Source organism: Flavobacterium sp. B330r (assembly GCF_056824325.1).
Genome location: NZ_CP124860.1, coordinates 4,234,323 through 4,247,986, shown reverse-complemented (window position 1 = coordinate 4,247,986; position 13,664 = coordinate 4,234,323). Strand labels below are relative to the sequence as shown.

Annotated in this window: 16 protein-coding genes; 4 read left to right on the top strand and 12 right to left on the bottom strand. The window is 32.7% G+C overall.

The window, feature by feature from the left end:
- Positions 1 to 71: 71 nt before the first annotated feature.
- Positions 72 to 332, top strand: coding sequence for a SemiSWEET family sugar transporter (locus tag QLQ95_RS18965; protein WP_482501126.1), 261 nt, complete (start codon positions 72 to 74; stop codon positions 330 to 332).
- Between the two features lie 69 nt (positions 333 to 401).
- Here QLQ95_RS18965 and QLQ95_RS18960 read toward each other — a convergent pair whose 3' ends face one another.
- Positions 402 to 1,214, bottom strand: coding sequence for a hypothetical protein (locus QLQ95_RS18960; protein WP_482501124.1), 813 nt, complete (start codon positions 1,212 to 1,214; stop codon positions 402 to 404).
- A 404-nt stretch (positions 1,215 to 1,618) separates the two neighbouring features.
- Entirely contained in the window at positions 1,619 to 1,960 is a 342-nt protein-coding gene (locus QLQ95_RS18955; protein WP_248726464.1) for a hypothetical protein, read from the bottom strand.
- Positions 1,961 to 2,170: 210 nt separating this feature from the next.
- Between QLQ95_RS18955 and QLQ95_RS18950 the strand changes: the two genes are divergently transcribed.
- On the top strand, positions 2,171 to 4,990 hold the full coding sequence (locus QLQ95_RS18950; protein ID WP_482501122.1) for a PAS domain-containing sensor histidine kinase: 2,820 nt from the start codon (positions 2,171 to 2,173) through the stop codon (positions 4,988 to 4,990).
- On the opposite strand, the gene QLQ95_RS18945 is transcribed toward QLQ95_RS18950, so the two are convergent.
- On the bottom strand, positions 4,980 to 5,411 hold the full coding sequence (locus QLQ95_RS18945) for a response regulator (RefSeq protein ID WP_482501120.1): 432 nt from the start codon (positions 5,409 to 5,411) through the stop codon (positions 4,980 to 4,982). The genes QLQ95_RS18950 and QLQ95_RS18945 overlap by 11 nt on opposite strands.
- Positions 5,412 to 5,647: 236 nt before the next feature.
- Here QLQ95_RS18945 and QLQ95_RS18940 point away from each other — a divergent pair, with 236 nt between their 5' ends.
- Positions 5,648 to 6,148, top strand: a complete 501-nt coding sequence (locus tag QLQ95_RS18940; RefSeq protein WP_248726461.1) for a pyridoxamine 5'-phosphate oxidase family protein — start codon at positions 5,648 to 5,650, stop codon at positions 6,146 to 6,148.
- 556 nt (positions 6,149 to 6,704) lie between these two features.
- Here the strand turns inward: QLQ95_RS18940 and QLQ95_RS18935 are convergent.
- The 3 genes from QLQ95_RS18935 to QLQ95_RS18925 form a co-directional block, all read right to left on the bottom strand.
- Positions 6,705 to 7,418, bottom strand: coding sequence for a DUF72 domain-containing protein (locus tag QLQ95_RS18935; RefSeq protein ID WP_482501118.1), 714 nt, complete (start codon positions 7,416 to 7,418; stop codon positions 6,705 to 6,707).
- Positions 7,415 to 8,146 carry a DNA-formamidopyrimidine glycosylase family protein gene (locus tag QLQ95_RS18930; RefSeq protein ID WP_482501116.1) on the bottom strand — a complete coding sequence of 244 codons (732 nt, stop codon included), beginning with the start codon at positions 8,144 to 8,146 and terminating at the stop codon, positions 7,415 to 7,417. Before QLQ95_RS18930 ends, QLQ95_RS18935 begins: the two co-directional genes overlap by 4 nt.
- 71 nt (positions 8,147 to 8,217) lie before the next feature.
- A complete protein-coding gene (locus QLQ95_RS18925; RefSeq protein ID WP_482501114.1) occupies positions 8,218 to 8,790 on the bottom strand; it encodes a YciE/YciF ferroxidase family protein in 573 nt (190 codons plus the stop codon).
- 188 nt (positions 8,791 to 8,978) lie between these two features.
- On the opposite strand from QLQ95_RS18925, the gene QLQ95_RS18920 reads away from it, so the two are divergent.
- On the top strand, positions 8,979 to 9,518 hold the full coding sequence (locus tag QLQ95_RS18920; protein WP_320492700.1) for a hypothetical protein: 540 nt from the start codon (positions 8,979 to 8,981) through the stop codon (positions 9,516 to 9,518).
- 78 nt (positions 9,519 to 9,596) lie between these two features.
- Here QLQ95_RS18920 and QLQ95_RS18915 read toward each other — a convergent pair whose 3' ends face one another.
- From QLQ95_RS18915 to QLQ95_RS18890, 6 genes are all read right to left on the bottom strand, one after another.
- Positions 9,597 to 10,244, bottom strand: coding sequence for a DUF5661 family protein (locus QLQ95_RS18915; protein WP_482501112.1), 648 nt, complete (start codon positions 10,242 to 10,244; stop codon positions 9,597 to 9,599).
- An 89-nt stretch (positions 10,245 to 10,333) separates the two neighbouring features.
- On the bottom strand, positions 10,334 to 10,498 hold the full coding sequence (locus tag QLQ95_RS18910; RefSeq protein WP_008463190.1) for a DUF1328 domain-containing protein: 165 nt from the start codon (positions 10,496 to 10,498) through the stop codon (positions 10,334 to 10,336).
- Positions 10,499 to 10,578: 80 nt separating this feature from the next.
- Positions 10,579 to 11,676: a DNA topoisomerase IB gene (locus QLQ95_RS18905; protein ID WP_428239362.1), complete on the bottom strand. Its 1,098-nt coding sequence runs from the start codon at positions 11,674 to 11,676 to the stop codon at positions 10,579 to 10,581.
- A gap of 41 nt (positions 11,677 to 11,717) precedes the next feature.
- Positions 11,718 to 11,957, bottom strand: coding sequence for a DUF7218 family protein (locus QLQ95_RS18900; protein ID WP_320492697.1), 240 nt, complete (start codon positions 11,955 to 11,957; stop codon positions 11,718 to 11,720).
- A gap of 261 nt (positions 11,958 to 12,218) precedes the next feature.
- Positions 12,219 to 12,692 (bottom strand): hypothetical protein, encoded by a 474-nt coding sequence (locus QLQ95_RS18895; protein ID WP_428239360.1) that lies wholly within the window; start codon positions 12,690 to 12,692, stop codon positions 12,219 to 12,221.
- 97 nt (positions 12,693 to 12,789) lie between these two features.
- Positions 12,790 to 13,647 carry an XAC2610-related protein gene (locus tag QLQ95_RS18890; RefSeq protein WP_482501109.1) on the bottom strand — a complete coding sequence of 286 codons (858 nt, stop codon included), beginning with the start codon at positions 13,645 to 13,647 and terminating at the stop codon, positions 12,790 to 12,792.
- Positions 13,648 to 13,664 lie beyond the last annotated feature (17 nt).

The following is a 13,664-nucleotide window of genomic DNA, read 5'->3' as shown; positions in this document are numbered from 1 at the left end:
GCTTAGTAAAAGGCTTTGCGACTCTGCGCCTTTGCGAGATTATTTTAAACCAACTTAACAAATCTTAAAAAATGAATTTTATAGACATCATCGGACTTTTTGCTGGAGCGTGTATTACACTATCTACGATTCCGCAAATTATAAAGGTTTGGAAAACCAAGAAAGTAAAAGAAATTTCGCTACGGATGTTCAGTATTTTGACCTTTGGAATCGCGGTATGGATTGTTTACGGAATTCTCAAAAAAGACTTTCCAATTATTCTGACCAATAGTATTTCTTTCATTTTAAATCTCATCATGGTTTATTTCATTATTTACTATGAAAAAGAATAAATAATAAAATGAAAAAAACAGCTCTATCAAAGCTGTTTTTTTGAAAAAGTGAAGAATATGGGATGCTTACTAGCTAGCTAATTTTTGGTTGTATGACTTTAATTCCAATTGGTATTTTCGAGGTTGTAGGTTTCGTTTTAAAAACTGTACTGGCGCTGTAATTGCAGTTAATTTCATATGAGATAATTTTCTGATCTCACTTAATTGTTTTACTGCAAAGTTCAAAATAGGTTCAAACGGAGTAAAATAATTATAACTATGTTGCGCTATCTCAAGTTCTAAAACTTCGCGAAGAATACCTTTCATTAATATATAACGAACTAATCCTTGAGTTGGAATTCTTTTAAGTTCCTGAAATTTCTCTCCAATCTTGTGATTTTCATCTCCTATATAAATGTAATTTCCAGAATTGCTCGTAAATATTTTTTTTACTTGAGAAACAAAATCACTTTCTTTATTTTCTATTGTTGTTGGCATTCCAATTAAAGAGAATTGAATCTGTTGGTGGCTTTGAAAATACAATACACTATTAATAGTAGAAGAATTGCTCATAATACCTGATTGCTGTTTTTTAAGGCAATGAGTAGCCCCATTGGCACCAAAACTATGCAAAACGTTTCCTTTCTCGCAATACGCAAAAAATACAGGCGAAAACGGATTCGATTCGATGCTTAAACTAAGTTCTTGAGTAAAAGTTAAATCAAAACTCAGATATGACATCTCTTTTTCAAAACGAACGCCAGAAATGCTTCCCTTTGCCCATTTTGATTTAATTGTCAAATTGTATTCATTGGCAGTAACTTTTAATTTTCCTCCAAAACTTTCTTTCAGATTATTAAAAACAGCATCAAAGCTTCCGGTATTTATGTAAAGTTTTTTCATTATATGGTTTGGTTTTAGTAAAAGCGGTTAGTTATTTATTTACGTATAAAAACCAACCTTGGTTGCTAACTTTCTATAATCCAAATTTCGTTTATATTGTCAGTCAATTCTTTATACAATTTTGTGCAGATATTTCATAATTATTATTTTGAGGTTCTAAGGTGCTAAGATTCTAAGGTTCTGAGACTCTAAAAAGGTTTATAATCTTTGCCTTAAGCCTTTTTGATGAAGAAAAAATTTGAGGAGCTAAGGCTCATAGGTTTATAAATCTTTAGACAAAGAAAAACCTTAGTCCCTTAGTCCCTTAGCCCCTCAGAACCTTTAAAAAAAAAAGCAGCTGCCTCAAATAAATTTGAAACAACTGCTCATCAGCAAAATAAAAATACCAATCTATTTTTATTCTTTTATGTTAATTCGTTTATGTCTGCATTTTTGGAATAATTGGCTTTCGGAATGTCTTTAAAAAATTCGGCTTCTTCCAAATCTGCCGTTGGACCATATCCTAATAGATGAGTTCCTTTGCCTCCATCTTTAGTTTCTATTATGTATAAGATTGACATATCATCGGGATCACTCATACCTTCATAACGATGATGCGCCACAATAAAAACATCTTCTGGTTTATAGGCTACTTTGCTTTCTGAATCTATCAAATGGTCGTTTTCGAATAAATAATTTACTGTGTATCCTTCCTCTTGATATCTCTTTATATTATCGGTTTCGTGTTTTGAATCTTCCCTTTTCATTGTTTTTTATTTTTAACTGTTATTCAAATTTCCGCATAGGAAAGCGATAAAATTAACTCTAACGATTTTAATCTTGCCTCATTTAAAAATCACTTTTCTGCGAATATTTATTTTCACTAATTTTAACAAAACATAATTCAAAAACAAGAATTTACTAAATTTAATACGAATGAAAAGTAGCTTGTTAACAAGACGAAAAATAAGATTTTAATGAATAGCAACAAATATGATTTTCTAGCAAACGGAGGAGAAATGGGTATGCTTACTCGCGACAAAGATTGGAGTAAAACTGCCATTGGACCTGTGGAATCATGGCCTCAAAGTCTTCGAACTACTTTAGGAATTCTTCTAAACTCTAAATTCCCCATGTTTTTATTTTGGGGACAAGATCATATTTGCTTTTATAATGATGCCTATCGTCCAAGTCTAGGAAATAACGGTAAGCATCCTTCTATTCTAGGCCAAAAAGGAGCCGATTACTGGCCTGAAATCTGGGATTTTATTAAGCCTTTAATCGATCAAGTGCTTCAAAACGGGGAAGCAACATGGCACGAAGACCAATTATTGCCAATTTATAGAAATGGAAAATTGGAAGATGTTTACTGGACATTTAGCTACAGTCCTGTAAATGATGAAAACGGAAAAACAAGTGGCGTTTTGGTAATTTGTAATGAAACTACCAAACAGATAAATACTCTTAAAAAACTCGAAGAAAGCGAAAGACGTTTTAGAAATACAGTTAAACAATTGCCTCTCGGAATTTGTGTTTTAAAAGGTGCCGATCTTATTGTTGAGATGGCCAATACCACTTATCTGCATATCATTGATAGAGAAGAAAGTGCCATATTAAACAAATCTATTTTTGAATCTGTTCCCGAAACTAGAGAAACTGCCTATCCTATTATAAAAAAGGTTTTCGAAACTGGCGAACCTTACTATGCAGATGAATTTGCTGTAACCTTAAATCGTTACAACCAAGAAGAACTAGCTTATTTCAATCTCGTCTTTTATCCTTTAACTGAAGAAAACGAGATTACGGGAGTTATTGTGGTTGCGTATGAAGTAACCGAAGAAGTAAAAGGCAGATATCTTCTGGCAGAAAATGAAAAAGCTTTTCGCAATATTGTAATAGATTCTCCTATTGCAATGGCAATTTTTAGAGGAAAAGATTTCGTTATCGAAATGGCCAATAAAGCCATGATGCATAACATTTGGCAAAAGGAAGAAAAAGAATGTATTGGAATTCCGTTACTAGATGTTTTTCCTGAATTGAAAAACCAAAAATATCCTGAATTATTACATGATGTTCTTAATGGAAAAACGATTCGGGAGAATGAGGCAGTCGCTTATGTTGACATTAAAGGAAGTCTAAAAAAATTCTATCTGGATTACGAATATACTACGCTATACGAAAAAAACGGAAAGGCATCTGGCATAATGTGTACGGTTTATGATGTAACTTCTAAAGTTAAAGCCAGAAAAAAACTGGAAACTGCCGAAGCAAGAACGCGTTTGTCTACTGAAATTGCCCAAATTGCCATGTGGGATTTAAATCTTAAAACAAAGAAACTAATCTACAGTGATACTATTCTAGACATTTTCGGATTTGAGAAAAACACAAAGATTGTGCATCAGGACATTCGAAGTCGTGTACTTCCAGAAGACGAGGATATTGTTCTAGACGCTTTCGCGGAAGCATTAAAAACAGGAATTTACAAATATGAAGCTCGAATTTTAAAAGTAGATCATTCGATTGCATGGATTAAAGTTCAGGGTAAAATCTTTTTTGATGAAAACAACGAACCTTCTAAAATGTTGGGAACTGTGATGGATTTTACAATCGAAAAAGAAATTCAGCATGTTTTAATGAAGAGCGAACAAAAATTTAGACTTCTCGCCGATTCTATACCTCAATTTATTTGGACGAGCGATACCCTGGGAAATTTGAACTATTTTAATGAAACGGTTTATAGCTATTCTGGATTGTCTAAAGAAGAAATCGAGAAAAACGGCTGGCTCCAAATTGTGCATCCCGACGACCGCGAGGAAAATGTAAAACTATGGATGGAATCTGTAAAAACAGGAAATGATTTTCTGTTTATTCACCGTTTTAAGCGATATGATGGCGAATACAGATGGCAGCTCAGCCGTGCAATAGCGCAATTGGATGAATTTGGAAAGATTCAAATGTGGGTTGGAACAAGCACTGATATAGAAGAACAAAAGAACTTTACCAATAGACTAGAAGATCAAATTATAGAGCGTACCACACAATTGGAACTCAAAAACAGGGATTTGATTAATATGAATATAGAACTGCAGTCATTTGCTTATATCTCAAGTCATGATTTGCAGGAACCGCTGCGAAAAATTCAGACTTTCGCAAGTCGATTGGCTACTTTGGACGAGCAAAATATTTCGGTAAATGCCAGATCTTATTTAGCTAGAATTGAGTTTTCGGCAAAGAAAATGCAAAATCTAATTCAGGATTTATTAACCTATTCCCGCACCAACTCTGCCGATCGTATTTTTACAACGGTTAAAATAGACGAAATTGCAGAAGAAGTAATAAGTGATTTTTCTGATCGAATTGAAGAAAAAAATGCTATTGTAGAATATCACGATTTAGGAGAAGCCAATCTTATTCAGTTTCAATTTAGACAGTTATTACATAATTTGATAGAAAATGCCTTGAAATTTTCTATTCCTAGTGTTTCTCCAAAAGTAAAAATTTCTGCTACGCAAATTGATGGAAAATCGCTTCCTAATGCTGAATTTAAAGACAAAAATTACCTCCATCTCCAAGTTGAAGATAACGGAATTGGTTTTGAACCTATTTATAAAGAAAAAATCTTTGAAGTTTTTCAGCGCTTAAATACCGACAGCGAATACAAAGGAACTGGAATTGGTCTTGCAATTGTGAAAAAAATCGTTGAAAATCATAGAGGTTTCATCACAGTTTCTAGCGAAAAAGGTAAAGGTTCTATTTTTAATATTTACATTCCCGATTTGTCTGAAATTAATATTTAAACACAAAATTGGATTGATTAGGAATAAATTTATCCCAATCAATTTGTACTGCGTGCTCTATAGATTTTATAATGTCTTTCATTAAAACTGGCTTTGTAATAAAGCAATTGGCGCCCAGTTTACGGCATTTTTCGATAATTCCGGGTTCGCTTGAAGTAGAATAAATTACAACGGGAATATCTTTTTTATAATCTGAAGTTCGAAGTTCTTCTAGAACATCAAACCCATTTTTTCCAGGCATGTTTAAATCTAAAAAAACCACATAAGGCGTAACAGGCGGATGGGAAATTGCGTTTAAAAAATTCTGTCCGCCAGAATACGTTTGAAGTGTAATGTTCTGAGGTATAGATTCTACGGCATCAGCAAAAATACACAAATCATCTTCGTCGTCGTCGGTATAGAATATAGTAAACTCTCTCATGCGTCTTTTGGCTTAGAATTTTAATCTCTCAAATATAATGTAATTTTATGTAACAAACAGATTTTGAACTAATTTCTTACAAAAACAGCAAATTGAAATCTCATAATTTATAAGCTTAATTATATAATCTAAAAAAGGGTAAAAAGAGCCAACTTTACTTTTAGCTATTTCAACGACAATTAAAATAGTATTTGTCAAGCAATTAACTATAAAATATAACTTAAAAATATTACATTATGGGCGATCATAAAGACCTTACAGATGAATTTGCAGTAGATAAAATAAAAGATCTTGCTGAGCACATTAAAACATGTATGTTTTGTACATACAATGAATATAGATTACAGTCACGACCGATGTCTGTTCAGAAAATTGATGATTTGGGACAGCTTTGGTTTTTATCTGACCGAAACAGCAGTCAGAATGCAGAAATTACTTTGAATCCGATGGTTGAAATATTCTTTTCTGAACCGCATGATAAATTTCTAACACTTCACGGAACCGCAAGCATTTCATACGATCGAGAAACTATCGAAAAATTATGGAATCCTCTTGTAAAAATCTGGATGCCTGGCGGTGTAGACGATCCGAATCTAAGTGTTATAAAAGTAGTCCCTGAAGATGGTTACTATTGGAACAACAAAAACGGAAAAATGGTTGCCATTGCTAAAATGACAGCGGCTTTTGTAACAGGAAAAACGATGGATGACGGAATTGAAGGAAGCTTGAAATTATAGCTTTTTTAAAGTTTTTTAACCGCAAAGAGCGCAAAGTATACGCTAAGTTCGCTAAGATTTTTTCTTTTGCTTGCCTTGTGTATACTTTACGCTCTTTGCGGTTATTTTTTTGCCATAGATTAAGAGGATTAAAAAGATTTAAAATAGATACGAATTACTTCGCCTATTCGTCCTTCATCCTCGAGTCATAAATTATTTTTCCCCCAGATTTAGCAGATTCAGTAGATTTTGAACATAGAATCAGCCTAATCTGCTAAATCTGCGAGAGAGAAATAACAAGTTAAAAAGTTATAATTTTGTGAAACAAATTATTCCGAAAGCAAATTAAACTCAAAGCTTTGCGAACTTTTTCACGCATGCATTAAGCCTTCAAAATAATAATAAAAAACTTTGCGCACTTTGCGTTAAAAAAAAACTGCTATCGGGAGCCTGAAACAAAAATTATTCAGCAAGCAAATTAAACTCAAAGCTTTGCGAACTTTTTAACGTCTGTATTAAGTCTTCAAAATAAAAAAAAAACTTTGCGCACTTTGCGTTAAAAAAAATACAGACAGACTTAAGCATTCATTCTCTTCAATTCCAAAGCATTCAAAATACCCGCTTCGCTTGCTGTATTATTAAAATATACAAATCCTTTTTTGGAATGAATCTGATGGTTTACTTGCTGTAATTCTTCTGTAGAATAACTAGAATGAAATAATTTCGGGATTCCGTGAAAACGAATATAAAGTAGTGGGAAATCTTTAAAAATAGTTTTAGGAAGATTAGGATGGCTTACACTGCAAAAGGTAATATTATTTTCTTTGAAAACAGTCCAAACCTCATCATTCCACCAGCTTTCGTGACGAAATTCGACTACATTTTTAAAATTATAATCCAAACTATTGATTATGGTTTCTAATTTTTCTCGGCTAAAAACGTAACTCGGCGGAAATTGAAATAAAACTGTTGCCAGCTTTTCCTTCATTCCTTCTTTACAAACTTCATAAAAGTCATTGAGAAGAGTTTCACATTCTTGCAATTTTTTTATATGCGTAATTTCTTTTGGCACTTTAACCGAAAACTTGAAAGATTCAGGCGTTTTATTATACCAATTTTGAAAAATACGAACAGTCGGAAATTTATAAAAACTTCCGTTAAACTCATACGTATCAAAATGATGGCAATAAAAATCAAACCATTGCTTAGAAGGCAGATTTTGAGGATAAAAAATATTTTTCCAAAAACTGTTATAAAAACTTGAACATCCTATTATTACTTGATTTTTCATTTGTATAGTTGTTGACAATTGGTGCAGAAAAAGCTTCTGCGTTTTCGTTCTCCCGTCTGTTTTTTTTCAAACGGCAGATTACATCGTAAGCAAATACTTTTGGTATAAGCTTCCCAATGTTGTTTCAGTTCAAATTTCTTTTTCCAGTATAAAAATTCAAAACTGTAAATAGAAGATTCAGCAATTAGCTGGCTTATAAGATGAGGCGGAATCTTCTCTACAATCGACTCTGGATGAACATAACAGCGGTACAAAACCTCATTTTTTATAATATTGCCCACTCCAGAAAAAACATCCTGATCTAATAGTACATCGCAGATCATTTTCTCAGGCATTTTTTCAATACTCAGCTGCGCTTTTTTCGGATTCCAATTTTCATTCATTACATCAACACTCCAATCATAATTAGAATTGATATCGCCTTCTAAGATTTTAACTGAGCAGGTGTAGAAATTAATTTCGCCTTTATCAAAAACTAAACTCAGTCTAGGTTTTGAAGTTTTGCGTTCGTTAACTCGATAGGTTCCAAACATCAGCATGTGAATTTTTACTGTAAAAGAATCAAAACAAATTAAAAAATGCTTCCCCCAGGTTTTAAAGGCAAGAATCGTTTTATCCTTCAGTCGAGAAATATCAATATGGGTATTTCCAGATACAGAAATTATTTTCTGTCCGGTAAATTGCTGCACTTCTTCTTTTAAGATTACTATAGACGGACCTTCGGGCATATACTGTATTTTTTATTCAACTAAAAAAAGTGCAGTTTTAGTACTGCACTTTTATTTCATTTTTCAAACCGCTATTCAATTTCGGCAGCTTCAAGATTCACTGCATTTACAGCGACTTCTGTAAGTGTTTTATCGGCTCCTTTTTCTTCATCGAGTGTTTGTTCCAATAAAGTTGCTGCTTTTGGCAAACCAAGCGTTTCTGCAAATTGTCTTAAAGTACCGTAAGTGGCAATTTCGTAATGCTCGATTTTCTGACTTGCCGCAATAATTCCTGCATCACGCACTACTCCAAGCTCCGTTTCTTCCAGCATTCCTTTGGCTTCTTCAATTAAACCTTCCATCGCATCGCATTTTTTTGCCGTTGCTTTTTTGCCAATAATTTTAAATACCTCTTCCAAACGGACAATTTGTTCTTCTGTTTCGGTTAAATGATTATCAATTGCATCTTTCAATTCAACGGAAGAAGCATTTTTAACCATTACAGGCAAAGCTTTTAAAAGTGCTTTTTCTGCCCAATAGATGTCTTTTAGCCCGTCTTCAAATAATTCAGTTAATCCTGAAGCGGCATTAGATTTCGGCTTCGTAACTCCTCTCGGTGTAGTTTCTTTTGCAGCAGCTGCATTTTTACTATCTGTAGTTTTCATGGTAATAGTTTTTATGATTAATATGATGGTAAAATTACTGCCTGTACTATCAGACTGGTTATATGATTACAAGTTAAAATTCCATTCTAAACATCTGTTAATTATAGAATTACACTAAATAATTTTATAATATATTCCGCCAACTTCATGCTAGCTTTGTATGTATAATCATTAAAAAAACAGCGATCATGAATACTATAGATAAAAACAACAGCACGAATAAAGATTTCAAAAATCATTTCTCAAATGATCGAAACCTTGCAGAAGATCTTAAAGATGATATTAAAAAACCCGATAATGATAATCGCGAAATTGCAGAACGAGGTTATACGGTAAGAAACGGCTACAATCCGAACAGACCAAATCCAGATCAAGACGATTTTGTAAGTGATGATGATTTGGACGATCTAAACGACGATTTTCATACTGACAGAGATCTCGAAGACAACAACGACGATGTTTATGAAGTTGAACTGGAAGATGATAATTATGTAGAAGAAAATGACGAATTTGACAATCCTTCCGATTTAAAAGAAGACGAATACGACTTTAACGAAACCGAAGATGTTTTGGAAGACATTGATGATGAAGACGATGACGATGATGATGAAGACGAGTACATCGAAGAGGATATTGAAGAAGAAGATGATACTGATTATATCGAAGACGATGTTCAGGAAGATAAGGATGATGAAAGGTATCCCGAAAATGATCCACGAAGATTGTAATAGTTCATTCTACGAAAAAACAAAACCGTCTCGTTAAAGAACGAGACGGTTTTTTTTTTGAGTCTAAAACTTAACTACTTAATCTCCAATAATTTTCAATACTGGAATATCGTCCATTCGGGCTAAACGCTCGGCTAATCCAGCTCTGGCTTCATTAAGCTCTTGTTCAGCTTTCCCTAATTCTATATACCATTTTTCTTTACCGACTGGCGATGATTCTATTTTTCTGATAATTTCATAAATCTCACCCTCCGCTTCCATTACTTTTAGTCTTTTATAATAAGTCAGACTTTCGGTCATGTGCGCAAGCGCAATCATAGCGGTCAAAAACGGATGGTTATTGGTTACATTTACGTCTTTTATTCTACCGTGTTCCAACTCTACTTTTAATGCAAAAGCGAATTCTTCCATATTAAAAGCTTCATGCTTACTTTTTGGATCTAGATAAGCTTTTATTGCATGAACATTATTCATTGTAGAAAGATCAACATCGGTGTGATTTTTATCATTTAAATCTTTAAAAACCACATTTGCAATAGCTCGTGCTTCTGCAGTTGTCGGATCATTTTCAGGATTTTCAAAATCACGTACCGACCAATCCCAATCTTTAGGATGAACAGGGTTTATATACTTTTCACAAAAATCTGTCACATCATTCTTTAGGCTTACCATTTCATCTTCTCTTTTGATATAAACATCCTGGTAAGCACCGCTTTTTGTTCCCATGATTTGGCTTTTTTAATGAAACCACAAACGACACATTTACTAAATGAAATGTGTCGTTTTTGATTTGTTTGTATTTACTGATACTTCTTCTATACTCTTGTTGATCTTCCGCTTATTAAAGAAATAACAAAAAGAACTAAAAATATAAAGAATAAAATTTTTGCTATACTAGCAGCTCCAGCGGCAATTCCACCGAAACCAAATATTCCCGCCACTATGGCTAGAATAATAAAAGTGACTGTCCAACGTAACATAATAATAGTTTTTTAGTTAATAATGATTTTGTTTGTATTCCAAACTTTTGAAGCTTTTGGGAGAGATGCTCCAACTCTTTTTATTGACATGATGCTTCTAGATTGATCTCATAATTTTGAATCAATTCCGAGAATGCACTTTCTGTTTTTGTAAAATATTTTTTCGTACTTCTGCTTTTTTTGACCTTATCAAAATACTCCTGAATAGAACCATCTTCATAAGTCGAAATCAAAAGCGGATGAACGTAATAATCTTTGCATACTTTTCTGGTGTTTCCGAGCGCTTCGGCTGTCAGATCAAAAGCAGTTATGATATTCTGCTTGATTTCTTTTTCATCTGAAGTCACTCCTATTTCCATTAGGCTTTCAAAGAAAATAATAGAGGCTGCCCAGGTTCTAAAATCTTTCGCACTGAAATATTCTCCCGAAATATGGTGCAGATATTCATTGACCATATGACTGTCCAGTACTTTTTTCTCTCCGTTTTTATCGTAATATTTAAAAACTTCCCAGCCTGGAATTTCTTCGCAACGGCTCACCAGTTTGATCAATTGTTTGTTTCGGGTCGTAATGGTATGCTGTTTTCCTTTTTTGCCAACAAATTCAAATCGAAGCGAATTCTTATTGATATTAATATGACGTTTTCTAAGAGTCGAAAGTCCGTACGATTTGTTGTCTTTGGCATATTTCTCATTTCCGATTCGAATATGCGTTTCTTCCATTAATCGAATGACCAAAGCGGTTACTTTTTCTTTAGACCATTCCTTCTGTTCCAGATCAAGATCAACTTTCTTTCTAATCGCAGGAAGTTTAGACCCAAATTCAGCAATTTTATAAAACTTGGTCTGATTTCGAATCAAATTCCATTTTGGATGATAACGATATTGTTTTCTATTTTTAAGATCAGTTCCTACGGCTTGTAAATGTCCATTTGTAATATCGGTGATACGAACATTCTCCCAAGCTGGCGGAAGTACCAGACTATTAATGCGTTTAATTTCATGTTTGCTTTTTACATTCTTTCCGTTCTTTTTATAAACGAAATTTCCTCCTTCGCGACAGCGTACAATTGTCAATTGATAATCATTGATGTACTCCAAATCTAGTTTTTCAATTACTAAATGTGGCGCTTTTATCAGCTGATTCATTAAGATTTCTTTTTTGGCTGTGGCGTTCATGATATTATTATTTTTATCGCATTACTATTTTATTTTAAATTCTAATTATTTCTTAAAGACTCAATCAAGGCTTTTTTATTCATATAAGATCTTCCTTTTATGCCTACTTTACTGGCTTGTTTGAGAAGTTCCTCTTTTGTCCATTCGTCATAAGGTTTTGCTTTTCCACCTTTTTTCCCCGCATCTGGAGTATTGGCAATACGAGCCGATTTTTCTTTGCTGTATCCTTTTTTCACCAATGCTTCATATTGCGCTTCATTCTTAATTCTTGGATTTGGCATGACTTTAATTTTTAATATTATTTCTAAAAATCTGATAAGTCAAAGTTCTTCAAAAAGTAAGGTGATTCTGTTATAGAATTTTGGCTGGAAATTTCATTTTTGTGGGATGGGAATTGTGAAAGGCGAAATGTAAAATTTTGTTTTTTAAAAAGTGAAATGTTAGATTGAGAAATAAAAAAAAGATTGCCTTTGTGGGCAATCTTTTTTAAGTCAAAGATGGGAATTGTAAAAGTATATTTTGATAATAGAATGGAACTGTAATTATTCCGTCTTAACTTTTATGTATGCGTAAGATATTTTATCTGAGCCATTGTTAAAAATATTAATTTCATTTACACCTTCAATATTTTTCCATCTAATTAAATCTCGAGGATTTTTAAAATCTGGAACAGAAGATGGCAAACCTAAAATCTCAATATTTTCCTCAGAAAAATCATATTTCGATAGGTCGTTAATAGTTATCCAATCTGATTTTCCATTAATAAATATAATTTCAAATTTATCTTTTTGATAAAAGGCTTTTTCACAGGGAATATCTTTGCATGGAGTACTACTCTCTGAAAAAGGTTCAACTTTATCAGATTTACCAAGAATCTTAGCGACTTCTTCCTTGTTTTTTCCAACAATCTTTTTAATATCAACAATGACTTCTTTTGTACTCTTAACTTGAGTATCATGTTTTGAATTGCATGAAAATAACAACAAAGCAACAATTAAAGGAAATATCTTCTTCATATTTTTAAATTTAATAATGATTAATAGCAAATATGAAACATGTAATTATAATAATTTTACGGAAATCCATATTTTGAACATATTGACTATATAATAATTAATCACATTTAATCTTCTTATAATCGCCTGTTTTATCGTCATATTCTAAGCAAGTCTTTTTTACTTGAACCATTTTATTGTTAACGACTTTGTATTCGGTTCTTTCAATGCTTCTGCCTGCACAACACTGATTGTGCTCCACTATCCTTTTAGTTTTACTATCAAATTCTAAAGAAGTCCCAGTAAACCATCCATCAAAATATTTTTCTGTTTTCGGATCGTATAGAAAATAGGTTCTAGAAGTATTTGGTCCCGCATAACTTGTTTCGAAAACGGAAAAATCTTCAAATCCGTCAAAATTATAATCTCCAATATTTAAGCTAAACAATCCCCAAAAATCTCCTCCTACATCAATTTTCTGAATCAATCTATCCGTCTTTTTTTCGATGATTTTTATTCCCGAAACTCTTTTTTCTTTTGAAATAATTAATTTAAAATACTTCCCTTTTAAAGAAACGGGCTGTAGAATTTCTCTTTCTTTCCCTTCCTCACCATTATTATAATTAAGGTCAAATTCTTTTGTCAAACTAATTTTAAGTTCTTTTCCTGAAATCAAATCTTTCCAAATTCCATTTAATTGATCGCTTTCTCCATTATAATTTTCGAAACTTAATTGGTCCGTTTCTTTATCATTTTTATCTTTTTCAGTGAATACCAAAGTAGTTCCTTGCAACTTAGCATTTAAAACAATTGGAGTGTCATAATTGGAATAAGCATAAATTGCTGATCCTTGCCCGTCAGAATAAATATCGGTTACAAATTCAATTGGATATTTATCAATGAAACCTTTATAATTGATTTGGGCCGATACAAGAGCTGTAGCTAAAAGAAATAGGATTGTAATTTTTTGTTTCATTGAAACTAATAGTTTTT